This window comes from Sphingobacterium sp. GW821-FHT03E03 (genome assembly GCF_059420745.1).
This window is the reverse complement of record NZ_JBWKUH010000007.1, coordinates 48181-65985: the sequence shown is the minus strand read 5'-3', so window position 1 is coordinate 65985 and position 17805 is coordinate 48181. Positions and strand designations below refer to the sequence as shown.

Genomic DNA, 17805 nt, shown 5'->3' with positions numbered 1-17805 from the left:
CTTATGAATGTGCATTTTATACAACATGAAGATTTTGAAGCTCCAGGAGCCTATTTGCAATGGGCACTAGCACGACACCATAAAACGAGTTTCTCTAGGGTATATCAATATGAAGCGCTACCACAAGACGGCACGATGATAGACTTATTGGTTATTATGGGAGGCCCTCAAAGTCCAGATTCCTCTCAACAAGAATATCCTTATTATGATGCGCGAGCTGAAATTGCCTTAATCAGGCAATGTATACATGCTGGAAAAGCCGTTGTTGGGGTTTGTCTAGGATCACAATTGATCGGTGAAGCCCTAGGGGCAACCTACGAACCGAGTCCGGAAAAAGAAATAGGCGTCTTTGGTATCCAACTTACTCAAGACGGTTTGGCAGATCCGAAAGTTGGGCATTTTGGCGAATTTCTACCTGTCGGTCACTGGCATAACGATATGCCTGGACTTAGCGCAGACAGTCAAGTTCTTGCAGTCAGTGCAGGTTGTCCAAGACAGATCGTGAAGTACACCGATCTGGTTTATGGCTTTCAATGTCATATGGAACTCAACTCGGAAGTTGTCGAACGGTTGATTCAGGCAGAGAAAGATCTTCTACGCAAAAGCAAACAGCATAAATTCGTGCAGACTCCAGATCAAATCCGCGGTTACGACTACACCGAGATGAACAATAAGTTATTTCAGTTTCTCGATCACCTGGAAGTTGCATATCAACATACAAAAAACAATTTTTAGAACGGATCACAGTAATCCAACCCCGGTTCATCGCCATAGATAGCAATCCAACATTACAGCGCATGAACAACGGTGTTGAAAATGACCGAAGGTACAGCATCTGTAGTAGATTTAGCAGATTTTAGGAACGAGGTATGAAAAAAAACTGTAGATTTAGTTATCAAACAAAACGTCGATGGATTTTACACTTAAGCATTTTTTAAGATCAGCCACGCTATTAATCTTCGGTCTGCTGTTATTTTCATGTTCGGTCAAAAAGAACGATGAAAATCTAATTTGGTATGAAAACCAGGTTATTGAACAGGCAGTACCCGAACAAGATTCTGTTTACAGAATACAGATTGGTATGATGGCTTCTTCTTTTTGGTTGGATAACAAAGGTGACGAGCAGAAAGATCAGTTATCTCTTTTACAAGAGAGTCTGAAGCAACGGAATCTCCTTACTATTGGCGTTGAAAAAGGAACCAATAAAATCATTCGTGTCAATAAATAGCAATAAACAGCTAGTACTCCGTAACGCTAACACGAATGATTTCAACAGTTTTTAATATAAAAACGCGTCTGATCCCAGTTCCAATTATAAATTTTGTCCTCCATATCGAGATGGAATCAGGCTATTTTTTCCATTAAGTAAATCTGTGGTGTCTCTTGCAGCTTCTCCTCAACCATTCGCCCAAATGCGAGGATATAAGGTTGCTGGTTATGTGCATCCAGTCCCGTCCGGCTTTCCCAGATTTCATAAAAGATAAACTGATTCTCATCTTCAGCCAGCTGATGCAGATCATACTGTATACAAGCAGCTTCCTTTCGGCTCTCTTCGACCATACGCTGCAATGTATGCATGACCTCGTTTCGAAATGCTGGATTTGCCTTTAAAATAGCCGTTATATAGATCTTCATGATAACTGAGTTTCAAAATAAAAATACCTCTTCCAAATATGCTTTATATTCCCTTTCGTAGTTATCCACACGCTCCTGCGTTGCGCCTTTCTCCATATCATGGAAATGAAAACTTCCAATACTTTCCAGTCCTGCAAATTGATTCATCTTATGGAAGCCAAACAGAACACCTTCATCAACAGAATGCTGATCAAAAAACTCACCTTCCATCGTAAAAGCCGTATCTGGCGCGTTCCAACTTGAGGTTACAAAATACTTTTTCCCATGCATCAATCCACCGGTACCATAATTGATTGCAGGGTTCTTACGCGAACGGCCATCACTCCGATAGATTCCATTATTGTGTCCAGCTGTAAACACTTCATCTATATAAAGCTTTAGACGATTAGGCACCTGAAACCACCATACTGGAAAGTGATAAACAATGATATCCGCCCATTTAAAATTTTCAGCTTCGACCATCGCGTCAAACGCATCATTTACATTGGTCACACGGGTTTCAAATCCATTCTTAACCAAAGTTTGCTCCGTCCAATTTGTAATTGTGGTATTAAAAGAGCCACCTGAGTGTGCGAACTCCTGTCCGCCATTGATAATAAATATATTCATCTCTATTATTTTTATTATTGATAACACAAATTTCTATCATTTTTATGAATCACACAAATAATTTAAATTGTATATTTGTATCATTAAAATAATAGATATGAAATGGAACTTAGAATGGCTTCGTACTTTTAAGGCGATTTATGAGACCGGCACACTGTCAGCGGCCGCACAGGAATTATTTATTTCGCAACCTGGCGTGAGTCTACATCTCAACTCCTTGGAAGCCTTTACAGGGCACAAACTATTCGATCGGTCAGCACGCCGGATGGTACCGACAGAGAAAGGAAAAATTTTATATAATTATATTATTGATCCGCTTAAAAAGCTAGAAATAGGCGAACAACATTTTCACAATCGAGCTCTGGATGAACGTATTACCATCAGCGTTGGTATGTGTTTTGAAACCTTTCAATACACTCTTGAGGAGCATATTGCCCAGCTTCCCTTTAACCTCATTATTAAATTCGGCGAATATCCACAGATGCAACAGGATCTGGACAATGGATTACTCGACCTCATTATTACACCGCAAAAAGGCAATCAGCAGAATTTAGTCTATCAGCCCTTTTCGAAAGAGCGTATCGTGCTGATCGCAGGTTGCCAAACAGATACAACAGAATTGGAAGCTTTATTGCATGGCAATAAGATCAAAGAAGCTTCTGAGCTATTAAAAAAACAGCTATGGTACAGCACTGCCGCAGATATGGATCACCTCAGGAATTTCTGGTCAACACATTTTGGCGAACATCCCGATTTCAGCCCCAATTACATTGTACCCAATATCAGTTCCATTATACGCTGTCTCAGCAATAACAAAGGCTTTTCTATTGTTCCTGATTTTTTATGTGCAGAAGCTATTGCCTCCGGCAAAATAAAACTGGTGTGGGAAGGTCAATCTCCGGTTGAGAATACGCTTTATTTTGGCACACGCAAGAAAACAATGTACCAAGAGGAAATCAGCAAATTGGAAACATTGCTACAGGAAAAATGGTAGATTTCCCTTACTGATTCAGCATCTTACTTAAAAATTCTGGGGTCACGCCAATATAGGCGGCCACTTGCTTTTGCGGAAGACAGGCTATTAAGCTAGGATAGCGTGTGCAAAATCGTTCATAACGCTCCTTTGCAGTCAAACGCAGATTTTCCATGGCACGGCTCTGGTAATATACCAAGGCGTTTTCTGCCAACACCCTGAAATAGATATTCAATTTTGGGATCTCCGTATACAATCTATTGAGATCTGTTTTTGCGATCATTGCAATTTCAGAATCAAATACAGCATCAACGGCAAGATATCCCGGTTTACCCGTGACTAGACTATACATATCTCCTATCCACCAACCTTCGGGTGCAAACTGCTGAATATATTGATACCCATTTTCATCTACACAATAACTGCGCAGACAACCCGAAACGACAAATAGCGCATAACGGCTCACATCCCCTTCCAACAACAAAAACTGTTTTTTCTTGACCTTTTTTAATTTGACAAAGGAAAAGAAAAGATCCATTTCCTCCATCGTAAGATCAATCTGTTTCAGGATGCTTTCCGCTAATATATGTTGATCCATGCGACAATACGAATTGATATTTAACAAATATAGTTTATCCCAAACCCCGAACCAAAGTTTCTATCAATTGTTTATTTTTTGCAGAAAGTCATCTACATGACCTTCTGCAAGTCAAATACAGTTAGATATTGATCGATGGTCGTCCTGATGCTATGACATGTGCTTCCTTCATTACTTCGGAATACGTCGGATGGGCATAAGAAATCCTGGCCATACTGTCTGCCGTAATTTCATATTCCAGCCCTACGACTGCCTGCGCAATAAGATCTGCAGCCCTTGCTCCCAGCACATGTACACCCAGCAGTTCACCGTAGACCGGATCCGCCAAAACTTTCACAAAGCCCTGAGTGTCCATTCCCGCACGTGCACGGGCATTGGCAGAAAATGGAAAGCTCCCAACAGTATATTTCATTCCCTTCGCCTTGAGTTCCTCTTCGCTGAAACCTACAGATGCGACTTCAGGCCAGGTATATACAACAGCAGGTATTCGATCATAATGTATATACGGTTTTTGCCCATTGATCTGTTCAACAACAAATATTGCCTCCTCCTCCGCTTTATGGGCCAACATCGCCCCACCGATCACATCTCCGATCGCATAAATATTGGAGGCAGCGGTCTGCAACTGATTATTCACCACAATTGTTCCCCTAGCATCCAATTGAACATCCGTATTTTCCAGCCCCAATCCTTCGGTATAAGCTTTGCGACCTACAGCCACCAACACATAGTCTGCCGTTATTTCCCGCTCCTGCCCAGAACGAGTTTTGAACGAGACCTGCGCGCTATCGCCCAAATTTTCTGCTTTATAAACAGCCTGTTGAAGCATTATGCTGATCCCTTCCTTTGATAGGATTCTTTTGAGCCCATCCCCTAGTTCATGATCCATATTTGCCAGGAGATGATCCGCATATTCGATGATCGTAACTTGAACGCCCAATCTATTGAATATAGAGGCCATTTCCACGCCAATCACACCACCACCAATTATAACCATGTTTTTTGGCTGCGTCTTTAGGGATAAAGCCTCTGTTGAAGTGATGATTCTTTCCTTATCAATCACTACTCCAGGAATAGTAGCCGGTTTCGACCCTGTGGCGATAATGATCTTATTGCCCTGAATAAGCTCGATAACGTTGTCTTTCTTTACAATGCTCAATGTCGAATTATCCACAAAAGACGCTGTACCCTGCATCACCGTTATCTTATTTTTCCGCATAAGAAAGTTGAGTCCCTGCGTATTTTGCATAACCACTTGGTCTTTACGCGCATACAGCCGTCCAAAGTCTACTGACAAACCATCGACCGTAATTCCATGTGCCGCAAAATGATGCATAGCATCGTGATAATGGTGGGTGCTGTCCAAAATAGCCTTTGTCGGAATACAACCAACATTGGTACATGTTCCACCTAATGTATTGTATTTTTCGACCAATACCGTTTTATACCCCAATTGGGCAGCACGAATCGCCGCAACATATCCGCCGGGTCCAGAGCCAATAATGACTAGATCATATTGTTCCATATCTCAAATTATTTTTATACTTAATTCCTATTTATCACGCTAATACCTGCCTTTTTGAGCTACCTACATTCAACACTAAACAATAATACCATTCGGTATATAAATTATCAAAAAAAGCCTATAAAAGTTTAATTAAAACAATTAAAAAATTTTAAATCGAATAACATGATGCAAATATACACAATAAAATACCATTAAGTATATTTTATTATTAGCAAAAAAAAAGAAAAGCATGATCACTACATAAGCAGATTGGCAACTCCGATACCTCTCCATAGACAATTGGAATTTATGGCACGAAATGTCTCTAATATTTTATAACTTCACAAGGAATAAGCAATAAAAACATCATTTTGTCGATGAAAGAACATCAATATAAAGCGACTGTCGAATGGACAGGCAATTTAGGAAGTGGTACAGATCATTATAAAAACTATGAACGAAGTCACCAGATCAGCATAAAGGACAAAGTGATTATCCAGGGCTCTTCTGATCCGACATTTCGCGGGGATCCCAACAAGCACAATCCCGAAGATCTCTTACTTGCGTCCCTATCCTCCTGCCACATGCTATGGTATCTTCATTTCTGTTCGGTCAACAATATTATCGTGGAATCGTATATTGACCATGCCACAGGGACAATGATGGAGGAGGAAAGTGGCAAGGGCTTTTTTAAAGAGGTCATACTTAGCCCCTCAATCCGTGTACAGCGACCAGAAATGATCGCCAAAGCGATAGCCCTCCACAAAAAAGCCAATGAATATTGTTTTATTGCAAATTCAATGAATTTTCCGGTGCTCCATCAACCCCATGTAAGTGCTGAAGCATGATTTTACCTGTTCCCTAAGCGTTCTTGTAGTTCTCTTCTGAAAGTGATCCCAACAGGCAGACTCATATCATTGATCTGCACCATGCCATGTTCATATTTGCTAACCTTGTTGATGGAGGCAATATACGATTTATGGATGCGGACAAATTTGGAAGCAGGCACCTGCGTTAAGATCTGCTGGGTTGTACTGGCAGTAAGATAAGTCTGTGCCGGTGTCACAATTTTTACATAATTACCAAAACTCTGGATAAAATCGATTTGAGAAAGCTTCACCTCAATCAACCGCCCATCCATACGGATACTAATTGTTTTTGGCTCCTCCTCCTGTGGGATTGTACTCTGGTTAAAAGACAGAAAGCGCTGTACAGCTTTAATAAAACGAGGAAAAGATATGGGTTTCAACAAATAGTCCACCACCCCATAGTCGTAGCTTTCCAATGCGTACTCTGAATAGGCTGTTGTCAAGATCGTTTTGGGTGGATTGTCCAACATTTTCAAGAATTCCATTCCAGTAATTTCGGGCATATCAATATCCAGAAAGATCAGGTCAACCCGATTATTGCGCAGATATTCCAGTGCTTCAAAGGCATTATAGCACTGCGCGACCAATTTCAGATCAGCGCTTCTTTCTATATAATTTACCAATACATAATGTGCAGCTGGTTCGTCGTCAACCACAATACAGCGATTTTTCTCCATGGCTAAAGATTTATAACTAAAGACACCTCAAACTCCTCTTTACTTGCATTTGTATTTAATTGATAGCGGTTGGGATAGAGCAATTTTAATCGCGCTATCGTATTTTCCAAACCTATTTTTGCCGAAAAAACATTCCGTTTTTTCACGGGAACTGAATTTCGTACATGCAAATATAAGTTCCCTTTTTCAATCCTGATCGAAATTGCTACGTAACAATCTTCTATACTACAGGTGCCATGTTTAAAAGCATTCTCTACAAATGTGATCAATAGCATCGGCGCAATCTCGTACTTGACTCCCTCTTCCCGTTGATAATCAAAGTCAATCTTGGTTCGATAGCCCAGACGTTCGCGTTCCAATTCGATATAACTCGAAATAAAGTCAATCTCATCATCCATTGAAACAAATTCTTTGTCGCTACTTTCCATCTGATAACGCAGCAATTGTGACACCTTGATAATCAATTCAGAGGTACGTTCCGGAAATTTAAGGCTGATACCATAAATGGTGTTTAAGGTATTAAACAAAAAATGGGGGTTCAGCTGTTTTTTCAAATTAGACAATTGTGTCTGATTGGAGAGCAGTTCCCGTCGCGTTTTCAATCGCTGAAAACGATAGAATTCAATAAATTGGATACTGCCCAAAATACAGATCAACGAGCCCAATAATACACCGACCTGATAATGAAATGTTTTCTGAGCGATACTTTTATACAAAAAACAGTTCTTATAAATAAAGTTTTCCGTTATTTCTTTTAGCACCAAAGCAAACACCAGTAATATTGCTATCGACGATAAAGCATACAATGTGGCTTTATTCTTTTTAAGCAGAAGAGGCAGCAGAAAAAAACGGTTCACCTGCGCATGGATATATAAGATCAAAAAATAGATCACCCCCATCAAGAAGCCTTTCCAACTCAAAATCAGAATCCAGTCATTCAGCGTAAAGAGGATAAACGAGAAAACCAGCAACATGGTTTCCTGTATGATCTTATTTTCCAGAACCTTTCTCATACTCCCTTATTTTGTTAAAAATCTGTTACAAAGTAAAAGTATTAAGTTTATAACCACCGAAAAATAAATGACGAATTACATTGATCACTTTTAAACGCCATAGATCATTTTAAACGGACTATACAACAACGTTCAGCACTATCTTCGCTTCCATAAAATGATATATAACCTATGCTGAAATTGAATTTAGTGTTGTCATTGGCTGTATCACTTGCGACCTCAACCTCATTTGCACAAAAGCTTACCATCCGTGATGCCGTAGACCAAGGTCTTGCAAATTATGGAATTATTAAGGCAAAGGCGTATTATGTCCAGTCAGCACTACAGACCAACGAACAGGTAAAACGCGACTTCTGGCCTAATTTGACCGTTGCAGCGCAACAAGACTATGGAACCATCAATGGACAGAATGGTCCACTGTATGGATTTGGCGGACTCGGTGTTGCTTCTTCGGGTGCGGCACTTCCGGAGCAAAATTGGAATTCCGCTTTTGGAGCGCTTTATCTTGCCAACATCAATTGGGATATCTACACCTTTGGTCGCAGGAAAGAGCGCATCGAATTGAGTAAAGCGGACAGCAGACGATTGGAAATTGATCTCCAACAAGAACAATTTCAACATAAGATCAAGATTGCCGCAGCCTATCTGAATCTTCTGGCGAGCCAGCGTCTTCAAAAAAATCAACAGAAGAACCTTGACCGCGCTCTGGTATTCTTTAACATCGCGGCCACCAAAGCCAAGAACGGGATTTTGCCCGGTGTCGATTCAACCTTGGCCTCGGCAGAAGTATCCCGCGCGAAGATCAGTTTGAATCAGGCCGGAGAAAATGTGAAGGAGCAAAACAACAAATTAACGGTACTGATGGGGATCAACGCAACAGACCTTCAGATTGACACTGCGCTGGTAACAAAAACACCCACCCAGCTACTGACGACCGACCCAACACTGGTGGACAATAATCCCGTGCTTCAATATTACAAAAGCCGGATTGAAGTTGGTGAACAACAGCTGCGACTGTCAAACAAGGAATATCTGCCCACCTTATCGGCCTTCGGTGTTTTCCAGGCAAGAGGTTCTGGCTTCAAAAGCGATTACACAACAGACCTCCATGCCTTTACAAGAAACTACTGGGATGGTATCCGTCCCAACCGACAAAACTATCTTTTGGGCTTAGGGATCAATTGGAATTTAACCACGATCGCCCGAATCAACAAAAAAATCAGCGCACAACGGCATACCAACGATGCTTTACGGGAGGAATATCAAACCACCGCAGCAGAGTTTGTTGCACAGTTGGATGCCGCCGACGTTAAGATCAGATTAGCACAACAGAGCGATATCGAAGCCCCCCGACAAGTATCAGCGGCCCAACAGGCCTACAATCAAAAGATGGCTATGTACAAAAACGGTCTAGCGGCACTTGTGGATGTCACCCAAACCCTATATACACTTAATAGAGCCGAAACAGATCGCGAAATCGTCCATATCAACCTGTGGCAATCACTTTTGCTGAAAGCAGCAGCAGCTGGAGATTTCGATATTTTCAACAAAGAACTATAAATAACACCGCATGAATTTAATACGTTTTGCCTTACGTAAGCCGATATCCATTCTTGTACTGGTCATGGGACTTATTGTATTTGGAATAGGCGCAGTACGCACCATCAAGGTAGACATTTTACCCAAAATGAACCTTCCTGTTATTTATATTGCGCACCCCTTTGGAGGTTATTCTCCAGATCAGATGGAGTCTTATTTTGCTAAAAACTACGTCAATATCCTGCTTTTTGCCAACGGGGTCAAATCCATTGAGACCAAAAACATCCAGGGGCTGACCTTAATGAAGATCTCCTACTACGAAGATACCAACATGGCGCAGGCTGCAGCCGAATTGAGTGCATTGGCTAATCGTATCCAGGCCTCCTTTCCTCCTGGATCACAACCGCCCTTTATTATCCGGTTTGACGCATCTTCACTCCCTGTAGGGCAGCTTGTACTCAGCAGTGATAAACGTTCCAACAACGAACTGCAGGATCTAGCCAATGTCTATGTACGGGCTTCTTTTACCTCCATACCGGGATTACTTTCCCCGCCACCATTTGGAGGTAGCCCACGTACAATCGAAGTCAATGTTGATCCCGATTTGATGCGCAGTCACAACATGACCCCTGATCAGGTCGTCGAAGCGTTAAAACTCAACAATCAAACCGCACCTGCCGGAAATGTCCGTATAAAAGATAAAAACTATATTACACCCACCAACAACACCATTCGCGATGTGAAAGATTTTGAGAAAATCCCGCTTTTTAAAGGCGGAGTACAAAATCTCTATCTGGGTGATATAGCTACTGTAAAAGATGGTGCCGATGTCACGGCAGGTTATGCACTCGTCAATGGTAAACGATCGGTCTACGTCAGCATTGCCAAAGCCGGTGATGCCTCCACTTGGGAAGTCGTACAAAATTTGAAGGCCGCACTTCCAAAAATACAGAATACCCTTCCCGAGGATGTAAAACTATCCTATGAGTTTGACCAATCCGTTTATGTCATCAACTCCGTCAAAAGTTTGATTACCGAAGGCGCTATCGGAGCAATACTCACCGGTCTGATGGTCTTATTATTTTTGGGCGACCGTAGAGCAGCTTTAATCGTTATTTTAACAATCCCAATCTCTGTTATTTCGGGCGTGCTCTTCCTGAAACTATTTGGACAGACGATCAATCTAATGTCACTGAGTGGATTGGCACTGGCAATCGGCATCCTCGTTGACGAGAGTACAGTCACGATAGAGAATATACACCAACACCTGGATATGGGCAAACCCAAAGCATTGGCAATCTGGGATGCCTGTAAGGAAATTGCCCTACCAAAACTGTTGATTTTATTGTGTATCCTTGCCGTATTTGCGCCGGCATTTACGATGACAGGTATTCCGGGATCCCTATTCTTACCCTTGGCCCTGTCCATTGGATTCTCCATGATTATCTCCTTCCTGCTTTCACAGACTTTTGTACCGATCATGGCCAACTGGCTTATGAAAGATCATCACAAAACCGGTCCACATAAAATAAATCCAAAAGGACTGAATGCAGATGAAGTAAAATTTGCCGAAACGGGTCTATCCGTTGAATCCGAACAAGATACCCTGAATCAAAAGAAACTTCTTGTTGAACGGGAAGATTTTAACAACGATGGCAAGATCAGCCTATTTGAACGCTTTAGAAATCAGTTTATGAAAATGATCGACAGATTGTTCAAGCAGAAGAAAATTATCACCGTCGTCTACCTAGTTGGTGCCATAAGCCTTGTACTCGTTTTGCTCAATACGATTGGACAGGACGTATTTCCAAAGGTCAATTCGAGCCAATTTCAGATGCGTCTGCGTGCGGTTGAAGGAACCCGTATCGAACGTACCGAAGAGAAAGCCAAACGCGCGTTGGCCGAACTTGAAAAACTCGTTGGAAAAGAACATATAGGGATCTCCTCCGTGTACATTGGCCAGCACCCCGGGCAGTTCTCTGTATCACCGATCTATCTATTTATGGCTGGGCCTCATGAGGCAGTTTTTCAAATAGCCCTTAAAGATTACGAGCACGATATGGACAGCTTCCGCGATGAATACAGAAAGCGACTCAAGGCCGCTCTTCCAGATGTGCAAGTTTCCTTTGAACCCATCGAACTCACTGATAAAGTCTTGAGCCAAGGTTCACCAACACCGATCGAGGTGCGAATTGCCGGCAAGAACAAAAAAAATAATGAGAAATATGCAGGCAAATTAATCGAAGAACTGAAAGCTATTCCCTATTTCAGGGATGTGCAGCTAGCGCAATCCATCAAATACCCGTCCTATGACATCAATATTGACCGGGTACGTGCCGCTCAGCTAGGTATTGACCTTGCAGAAGTAACCCGATCATTGATCGCAGCAACATCGTCCTCCCGTTATACTGAGAAAAATACCTGGATTGATGAAAAAGCGGGGCTATCCTACAATGTGCAAGTACAGGTTCCCATTGATAAAATGAAAGACGAGAAAGAGATTGGAGAAATTCCATTGTTAAAAAATTCGTCAAGGCCAATACTGAGCGATATTGCAACCATTACGCCATCTTATACTTATGGCGAGAACGACAACCTAGGTGCCATGCCCTACATTTCTGTCACCGCCAATATCGACCATACGGATCTGAAAACAGCCTCCAATGATGTACAACGTAGTATTAAAGCTTTGGGCGAACTTCCACGCGGTCTTTCGGTGGAGCAAATCGGGTTGGGAAAAGTATTAAATGAAACTATGGATAGCCTACAGGCAGGTCTGGCGGTAGCAATTATTGTGATATTTCTGATGCTTTCGGCCAACTTTCAGTCGTTCAAAGTATCCTTGGTTGTTCTCACCACCGTACCAGCAGTTGTCCTTGGATCCTTACTGATGCTCTTAATGACCGGTTCAACACTCAACATGCAATCCTATATGGGTATTATTATGTCTGTGGGTGTATCCATCGCCAATGCGGTACTATTGATCACCAATGCAGAGCATATTCGCAAGCACAATCAAAATGCATTGGCAGCAGCACGTGAAGCAGCTTCCCTGCGTCTACGTCCAATTATTATGACCAGTTTGGCCATGATTGTCGGGATGTTACCAATGGCCATTGGTCATGGTGAAGGTGGTGAACAAGTATCACCATTGGGACGTGCCGTTATCGGAGGCTTACTCTTCTCCACTTTTGCCGTACTGGTGATTTTACCGTTGATATTTGCTTGGGCACAAGAGAAAAGTAGCACCCAATCGATCTCCTTAGATCCAGAAGACGAAGAAAGTAAACATTATATCGCAGCATTAAAACCTTTATCATGAAACACAATCTCCTAAAAATATTATCCGCAGTAGGCCTACTCGCCTACTTAACCGGATGTCAGTCCGCAGCTGAGGAAAACAGCAAAAAAGTGGCAGCGGTAACGGCAAGTCCAGTAATGGAAACATTTGCGCCGTCTAAACAGAAACTAACAAACAAAATGCAGATACCCGGCGAGATCAGTGGATTTCAACAGGTAGAAATTTATGCCAAAGTGAGCAGCTATGTACGGGCATTAAAAGTTGACATTGGCAGTCGGGTTCAGGCCGGACAGCTGTTAGCTGTACTTGAGGCACCAGAATTGAGTTCACAGTTGTCAGCCGCAAAATCAAGATTAAAGTCGCAGGAAGCGATTTACATGGCCACCAAAAGTACCTACGATAGACTATTCGAAACCAGTAAAGTTGAGGGTACCGTAGCACGTCTGGATCTCGAAGTCGCTGAAGCAAAAAAGAATGCTGATTTCGCCCAATTTCAGGCAGCAAAATCAGCCTATGCGGAGGTACAGAACCTACTGAACTACCTCGAAATACGCGCACCATTTGATGGCGTTATCGCTACACGTAATGTCAATCAGGGTGCCTATGTCGGACCAGCGGGCAGAGGTTCGGAGATGCCTATCATGACCATCCAGCAACAGAGCAAGCTCCGCTTGGCTGTTGCCGTACCCGAACAATACGCAGGCTTCCTGGCAGCAGATCAACCGCTGCAGTTTACCGTAAAGTCATTGCCGGGTCAACAGTTTTCAGGTAAGATCGCACGCAAATCCGGGGCGCTGGATAGCAGATTCAGATCTGAAAGAGTTGAAATCGACATTACCAATACCAACAACAAACTCATCCCGGGTATGGTTGCTGAGGTCGAGCTGCCCCTGACTTCTCAGGATAGCACCTTTGTTGTCCCCAAAACAGCAGTCTTTACCTCAGGTGAGGGAAGTTTTGTCATCGCCGTTGTAGACAATAAAACAAGTCGTGTTCCGGTACAAAAAGGACGTAGCATTGATGGACAGGTAGAAATATTTGGCAATCTTAATCCTACCATGCGGCTTGTGAGTAAAGCCGATGAAGAGATCGCGGATGGCACCACTGTTAAATAAAAGCAAGGCAGCTGTCCTAAAAATAAAAAGCGAAGCCCATGAGAACTGACCGTTGAAAAGAGGCTCTGGGGAATACAAATGAATTAAAAACCAATGGGGTGTCCAAAAATATCGGACACCCCATTGGCTTTTATTATTTTTAAACGACTATATACCCATAAATTTAAAGGCGTTGGCAGATTTAAATAGTCCATTTGAGATGCCATTAATTGCTACGCCCTGTTTTAAATCCAGTTTCATTGCAGGGGAGCCCTTTTTCAAATCAAATTTAGTAAGATCCACCCATAAAGTTCCCGGAGTCAACACATTCTCAAAATAATAAACTTTATTCTTTTGGTCTGCGACTGACCGCCATCGGGTAGAGGAAATATTAGGTTCAGTTTCCGAGCTGATACCAAATGGGACAGAGCAATTACGAATGACACTAAATACACTTGCGACAGCGGTTCGTGTATCCTCCGTTTGTGGGATAGCATTGATATAATACGAAGCACGCACAAAACGATCTGCAGCCCGATTGGTACCCGGAAGCATAATTGTCCCCGGGATTCCTTGCCAGTATCTGTTTAAAGCCAGCTGTTCCTCAAATACGGGTGAATTTGTCATCACCGTATATGCTGCATTATGGTGAATAACCAATTTTCCATTGATATATTCAAAGATGGCATTGTCACCCGTTGCATCCGAAAGGGATAGGTGTACGGTTGTAAATTTTTCGGTTCCCGGAATATAGTCACTCACAATTACAAAAGGCTCGTCCTGCAACACCTTCACCGCCTCAGCCACCGTCGCAAAATTGTCAAGTACATATTGTGCCCAAGCCGAGATCGCTACCCCCTTTTTTGTTCCGGCAGGATCAAATTTAGGATAAGTAGACTCGACCAGCCAAAGTACATTGGCGACCAGTCCCTTTTCATTCAGTCCATCCACGGTCGCAATATCCCATGCGCTAGAAATCACACTTCCATATTGTGATGTCCAGGTCAGCGACTGCGGCCCCACTTCTCCACTTCTTTGCATACCTCGCGGAAATACCCAAATATTCGCAGCAATGTCATCCTTCCAGTCCATGCTACGTGCTGTTATAACGGTTTGACCGGGTCCCTTATAGACCACTCGGGTGCAGGCATTCGTCTCTCCATGCAGGAGGAACACAATTAAAATAATTGAAAAAAGATACTTCATAAAATAGTTGTTTGACATATTAACAAATACTTAATGATTTTGTTTAAACAAAACTATTAATAAAAAAAGCAACATTAAAAGCAATATCCCTAAACAATTAACATCTTATCCGCTGAAAGATCCTGTTTTCCAGCCGCAGATCATTTTTTTGTAGCCTAAGCCTTTTAGTTTTTAACCTTATTTTTTCTTATTTTCAAAATATGTCACTACAACGACAGTGAATCATTTAACTAAAAAATCAATTGCCAAAGGACATGTTGAAGATCTTTAAATCAGGGATAAAACTTGGGCTTATCGTATTTCTGATCCAAAGTACATTGATTTGTATCGATGGGCTGCGTGACAAAAAGACCAAAGCGGCTATCGGTATTGTCCTCGGTAATAAAATCAATCCCAACGGTAGTCCCTCGGAGAGACTGCAGGAACGATTAAACAAAAGTATCCAGCTATACAGGGCACACCGAATTCAGATGATTCTTGTCAGTGGAGGATTGGGAAAGGAAGGTTTTTGGGAGGGTGACAAAATGAAAGACTATCTGATGCAGAACCATATTCCATCACAAAAAATTATTGTTGACAACTATGGTAATGATACCGAAAAAACAGTGGTCAACAGTATCCATATTATGGACAGTCTGCACTACGAAAGTGCCATTTCCATCTCCCAATATTTCCATCAGACACGAACAAAAGCGCTCTTTCGAAAAAAGGGATTTGTCAATATCGAAAGTGCAAGTCCCATTTATTTTGAATGGCGTGATGGCTATTCAATCTTCCGGGAGTTTGTTGCCTACTACAAAGAGGCCTTATAACGCAGATAAAAAAGAGCTGCGTAAATCCATTTATGGTACCTTATAATTTATTGTACCTTATATTTGAGCGTATCTCCAAGCTGATAACCATCCACGAATCATTCAATCAAAAAGAAGTTTGTTTTATCGTCAAAGCAAATTATATTTACGGCACACTAAACCAATCAAATGAAAGAGAAATTTATTGATAGAAAAGACCAACAGGCAAATAAAATATTTGAGAGACGAACATTAGCAAATGACTATCGGACTATTCTCTCCTTGTTAAAACCCGGTTTGGCTATCCTCGATGTCGGCTGTGGTACCGGAACACTGACAAATGAAGCCGCATCACTTATCGCGGACGGAACAGTGATCGGTTTGGACAACACCCAATCTTTTATAGATATAGGGAATCAACAGTACGGTGACAGCGCCAATCTTAGTCTGGTCTGTGATAATATTTTCAGTTATGAGCCACCACATCAGTTTGACCTGATTATGACTGCAAGAACAGTGCAATGGTTGAGTGATATTCCTGCGGCCTTAAAACGGTTCAAATCCTGGTTGAAACCCGGAGGACAGCTTTCGATCCTGGATTATAACCATACCGCAATTGAATGGAACCCAGCACCACCGACCAGTATGCAGGAGTTTTATCATACTTTTCTGAAATGGCGTGCCGATGCGGGCATGAACAACCGTGTCGCAGATGAAATCGCCGCTTTACTCCAACAACAGGGATTTACAGCCATTGAGACGATCAACGCCGATCAGACCTATACCAAGGGCGATGATCATTTTCAGACCAATCTTGGAATCTGGATCAAAGTTGCCCAGTCGCAACAAATGGTAATAGAAGGATATATTACAGATGAACTGCGTTTAAAAGCCATCGAAGATTACAGCAACTGGATCGAAACAGAAGCGCTATCGATGACCTTAAAAATGAATGAGGTGAGAGGAAAAGCATAGATTACAATTTTATTTGTAGCTTAGTATTATTGTCAATGTCCAATCAACACAATATTTTATGAACAATCAAGCGCAGAATGTTATCGATTCACCCAGCAACAATACCGTTTTCATGGTATGGAATTTTCAGGAAAATAAAGAGCTGAAACCGGTGTTTGAACGGATCTGTGCCCTGGTCGTCAATCTGAATAATTCGGCTCAGGTACGTTCTACTGGTATAAAAGCGAGTATCGTCATGGGGATCAGTTATCATGCCTGGAAAAAATTAGCACTACAGGAACCATTACCAAAAGAATTGATTCCTTTTGAGCCTATCGTAGGTCAAAAACATGTCGCTGTTGCTACCCCAGGTGATCTCCATTTTCATATCCGAGCTGAAGAACAAAGCTATTGTATTGACATGGCAGCCGAAATTTCCGATGTACTGGCAGCAGTTGCTGATTGCAAGGAAGAAATCCACGGTTTTCGTTATTGGGATAGAAGAAGCATTCTAGGTTTTGTCGACGGCACCGAAAACCCGACAGGTGAAGACCGTGCTTTCTTTGGTATTATTGGAGATGAAGATCAAGCCTATAAAGGGGGCAGCTATCTTTTTGTTCAAAAATACATTCATGACATGAACAGCTGGCGAGCCTTACCGGTATCCGAACAGGAAAAAGTTATTGGCCGAAGTAAAACCAATGATATTGAAATGGCGGATGAGGTAAAACCTACAAATTCGCATTCGGCCTTAGCCAATGTAGGCGATGATCTCAAAATCGTCAGGGACAATATGCCTTTTGGTAATATCGCCAATAATCAAATGGGCACCTATTTTATTGCTTATGCCAGTAGATTTAGTACTGTGACACAAATGCTAAAGCGAATGTTTATCGGTGAGCCTGAAGGTAATTACGACCGTATTCTGGACTTTAGTACAGCCCAGAGTGGCACATTATATTTCTGCCCATCTATTGATATGCTGAAAGATTTTGCCGGATAAGGCAATCTTTAAGGCTTAAAGACAATCATTACTACT

At 42.0% G+C, this 17805-nt stretch carries 17 protein-coding genes; 10 read left to right on the top strand and 7 right to left on the bottom strand.

Going from position 1 to position 17805, the window contains the following annotated elements:
• Positions 1 to 3 precede the first annotated feature (3 nt).
• Positions 4 to 735: a glutamine amidotransferase-related protein gene (locus AC07UV_RS10710; protein WP_495183704.1), complete on the top strand. Its 732-nt coding sequence runs from the start codon at positions 4 to 6 to the stop codon at positions 733 to 735.
• A gap of 175 nt (positions 736 to 910) precedes the next feature.
• Positions 911 to 1228 (top strand): hypothetical protein, encoded by a 318-nt coding sequence (locus tag AC07UV_RS10705; RefSeq protein WP_495183703.1) that lies wholly within the window; start codon positions 911 to 913, stop codon positions 1226 to 1228.
• Positions 1229 to 1344: 116 nt separating this feature from the next.
• On the opposite strand, the gene AC07UV_RS10700 is transcribed toward AC07UV_RS10705, so the two are convergent.
• Positions 1345 to 1635 carry a putative quinol monooxygenase gene (locus AC07UV_RS10700; protein WP_282256081.1) on the bottom strand — a complete coding sequence of 97 codons (291 nt, stop codon included), beginning with the start codon at positions 1633 to 1635 and terminating at the stop codon, positions 1345 to 1347.
• 12 nt (positions 1636 to 1647) lie between these two features.
• A complete protein-coding gene (locus AC07UV_RS10695) occupies positions 1648 to 2244 on the bottom strand; it encodes an NAD(P)H-dependent oxidoreductase (protein WP_495183702.1) in 597 nt (198 codons plus the stop codon).
• Between the two features lie 97 nt (positions 2245 to 2341).
• Between AC07UV_RS10695 and AC07UV_RS10690 the strand changes: the two genes are divergently transcribed.
• Entirely contained in the window at positions 2342 to 3238 is an 897-nt protein-coding gene (locus AC07UV_RS10690) for a LysR family transcriptional regulator (RefSeq protein WP_495183701.1), read from the top strand.
• 7 nt (positions 3239 to 3245) lie between these two features.
• Here AC07UV_RS10690 and AC07UV_RS10685 read toward each other — a convergent pair whose 3' ends face one another.
• Together AC07UV_RS10685 and lpdA are read right to left on the bottom strand one after the other, a co-directional pair.
• On the bottom strand, positions 3246 to 3815 hold the full coding sequence (locus AC07UV_RS10685) for a Crp/Fnr family transcriptional regulator (protein ID WP_282256084.1): 570 nt from the start codon (positions 3813 to 3815) through the stop codon (positions 3246 to 3248).
• A gap of 121 nt (positions 3816 to 3936) precedes the next feature.
• A complete protein-coding gene (gene lpdA / locus AC07UV_RS10680; protein ID WP_495183700.1) occupies positions 3937 to 5340 on the bottom strand; it encodes a dihydrolipoyl dehydrogenase in 1404 nt (467 codons plus the stop codon).
• A gap of 359 nt (positions 5341 to 5699) precedes the next feature.
• Between lpdA and AC07UV_RS10675 the strand changes: the two genes are divergently transcribed.
• A complete protein-coding gene (locus AC07UV_RS10675; protein ID WP_495183699.1) occupies positions 5700 to 6170 on the top strand; it encodes an OsmC family protein in 471 nt (156 codons plus the stop codon).
• A 2-nt stretch (positions 6171 to 6172) separates the two neighbouring features.
• Here AC07UV_RS10675 and AC07UV_RS10670 read toward each other — a convergent pair whose 3' ends face one another.
• On the bottom strand, positions 6173 to 6868 hold the full coding sequence (locus AC07UV_RS10670) for a LytR/AlgR family response regulator transcription factor (RefSeq protein ID WP_282256087.1): 696 nt from the start codon (positions 6866 to 6868) through the stop codon (positions 6173 to 6175).
• Positions 6869 to 6870: 2 nt separating this feature from the next.
• Positions 6871 to 7881, bottom strand: coding sequence for a sensor histidine kinase (locus AC07UV_RS10665; protein WP_495183698.1), 1011 nt, complete (start codon positions 7879 to 7881; stop codon positions 6871 to 6873).
• A 171-nt stretch (positions 7882 to 8052) separates the two neighbouring features.
• Between AC07UV_RS10665 and AC07UV_RS10660 the strand changes: the two genes are divergently transcribed.
• From AC07UV_RS10660 to AC07UV_RS10650, 3 genes are read left to right on the top strand one after another with little or no spacing between them, the layout of a single operon-like run.
• The gene (locus AC07UV_RS10660) at positions 8053 to 9441 is read left to right on the top strand and encodes a TolC family protein (RefSeq protein ID WP_495183697.1); all 1389 of its coding nucleotides are present in this window, start codon (positions 8053 to 8055) and stop codon (positions 9439 to 9441) included.
• Positions 9442 to 9451: 10 nt separating this feature from the next.
• A complete protein-coding gene (locus AC07UV_RS10655) occupies positions 9452 to 12742 on the top strand; it encodes an efflux RND transporter permease subunit (RefSeq protein WP_495183696.1) in 3291 nt (1096 codons plus the stop codon).
• Positions 12739 to 13836, top strand: coding sequence for an efflux RND transporter periplasmic adaptor subunit (locus AC07UV_RS10650; RefSeq protein ID WP_282256092.1), 1098 nt, complete (start codon positions 12739 to 12741; stop codon positions 13834 to 13836). Before AC07UV_RS10655 ends, AC07UV_RS10650 begins: the two co-directional genes overlap by 4 nt.
• Positions 13837 to 13983: 147 nt before the next feature.
• Here AC07UV_RS10650 and AC07UV_RS10645 read toward each other — a convergent pair whose 3' ends face one another.
• A complete protein-coding gene (locus tag AC07UV_RS10645; protein WP_495183695.1) occupies positions 13984 to 15021 on the bottom strand; it encodes a linear amide C-N hydrolase in 1038 nt (345 codons plus the stop codon).
• A gap of 254 nt (positions 15022 to 15275) precedes the next feature.
• On the opposite strand from AC07UV_RS10645, the gene AC07UV_RS10640 reads away from it, so the two are divergent.
• The 3 genes from AC07UV_RS10640 (at position 15276) to AC07UV_RS10630 (ending at position 17769) form a co-directional block, all read left to right on the top strand.
• A complete protein-coding gene (locus AC07UV_RS10640; protein ID WP_495183694.1) occupies positions 15276 to 15833 on the top strand; it encodes a YdcF family protein in 558 nt (185 codons plus the stop codon).
• Between the two features lie 168 nt (positions 15834 to 16001).
• The gene (locus AC07UV_RS10635; protein ID WP_495183693.1) at positions 16002 to 16787 is read left to right on the top strand and encodes a class I SAM-dependent methyltransferase; all 786 of its coding nucleotides are present in this window, start codon (positions 16002 to 16004) and stop codon (positions 16785 to 16787) included.
• Between the two features lie 58 nt (positions 16788 to 16845).
• Positions 16846 to 17769, top strand: coding sequence for a Dyp-type peroxidase (locus AC07UV_RS10630; RefSeq protein WP_495183692.1), 924 nt, complete (start codon positions 16846 to 16848; stop codon positions 17767 to 17769).
• Positions 17770 to 17805 lie beyond the last annotated feature (36 nt).

Bases quoted from the DNA above. Each gene is read 5' to 3' on its own strand.
- AC07UV_RS10710 (WP_495183704.1), top strand. From the start codon at position 4: ATGAATGTGCATTTTATACAACATGAAGATTTTGAAGCTCCAGGAGCC.
- AC07UV_RS10705 (WP_495183703.1), top strand. From the start codon at position 911: ATGGATTTTACACTTAAGCATTTTTTAAGATCAGCCACGCTATTAATC.
- AC07UV_RS10700 (WP_282256081.1), bottom strand. From the start codon at position 1,635: ATGAAGATCTATATAACGGCTATTTTAAAGGCAAATCCAGCATTTCGA.
- AC07UV_RS10695 (WP_495183702.1), bottom strand. From the start codon at position 2,244: ATGAATATATTTATTATCAATGGCGGACAGGAGTTCGCACACTCAGGT.
- AC07UV_RS10690 (WP_495183701.1), top strand. From the start codon at position 2,342: ATGAAATGGAACTTAGAATGGCTTCGTACTTTTAAGGCGATTTATGAG.
- AC07UV_RS10685 (WP_282256084.1), bottom strand. From the start codon at position 3,815: ATGGATCAACATATATTAGCGGAAAGCATCCTGAAACAGATTGATCTT.
- lpdA (WP_495183700.1), bottom strand. From the start codon at position 5,340: ATGGAACAATATGATCTAGTCATTATTGGCTCTGGACCCGGCGGATAT.
- AC07UV_RS10675 (WP_495183699.1), top strand. From the start codon at position 5,700: ATGAAAGAACATCAATATAAAGCGACTGTCGAATGGACAGGCAATTTA.
- AC07UV_RS10670 (WP_282256087.1), bottom strand. From the start codon at position 6,868: ATGGAGAAAAATCGCTGTATTGTGGTTGACGACGAACCAGCTGCACAT.
- AC07UV_RS10665 (WP_495183698.1), bottom strand. From the start codon at position 7,881: ATGAGAAAGGTTCTGGAAAATAAGATCATACAGGAAACCATGTTGCTG.
- AC07UV_RS10660 (WP_495183697.1), top strand. From the start codon at position 8,053: ATGCTGAAATTGAATTTAGTGTTGTCATTGGCTGTATCACTTGCGACC.
- AC07UV_RS10655 (WP_495183696.1), top strand. From the start codon at position 9,452: ATGAATTTAATACGTTTTGCCTTACGTAAGCCGATATCCATTCTTGTA.
- AC07UV_RS10650 (WP_282256092.1), top strand. From the start codon at position 12,739: ATGAAACACAATCTCCTAAAAATATTATCCGCAGTAGGCCTACTCGCC.
- AC07UV_RS10645 (WP_495183695.1), bottom strand. From the start codon at position 15,021: ATGAAGTATCTTTTTTCAATTATTTTAATTGTGTTCCTCCTGCATGGA.
- AC07UV_RS10640 (WP_495183694.1), top strand. From the start codon at position 15,276: ATGTTGAAGATCTTTAAATCAGGGATAAAACTTGGGCTTATCGTATTT.
- AC07UV_RS10635 (WP_495183693.1), top strand. From the start codon at position 16,002: ATGAAAGAGAAATTTATTGATAGAAAAGACCAACAGGCAAATAAAATA.
- AC07UV_RS10630 (WP_495183692.1), top strand. From the start codon at position 16,846: ATGAACAATCAAGCGCAGAATGTTATCGATTCACCCAGCAACAATACC.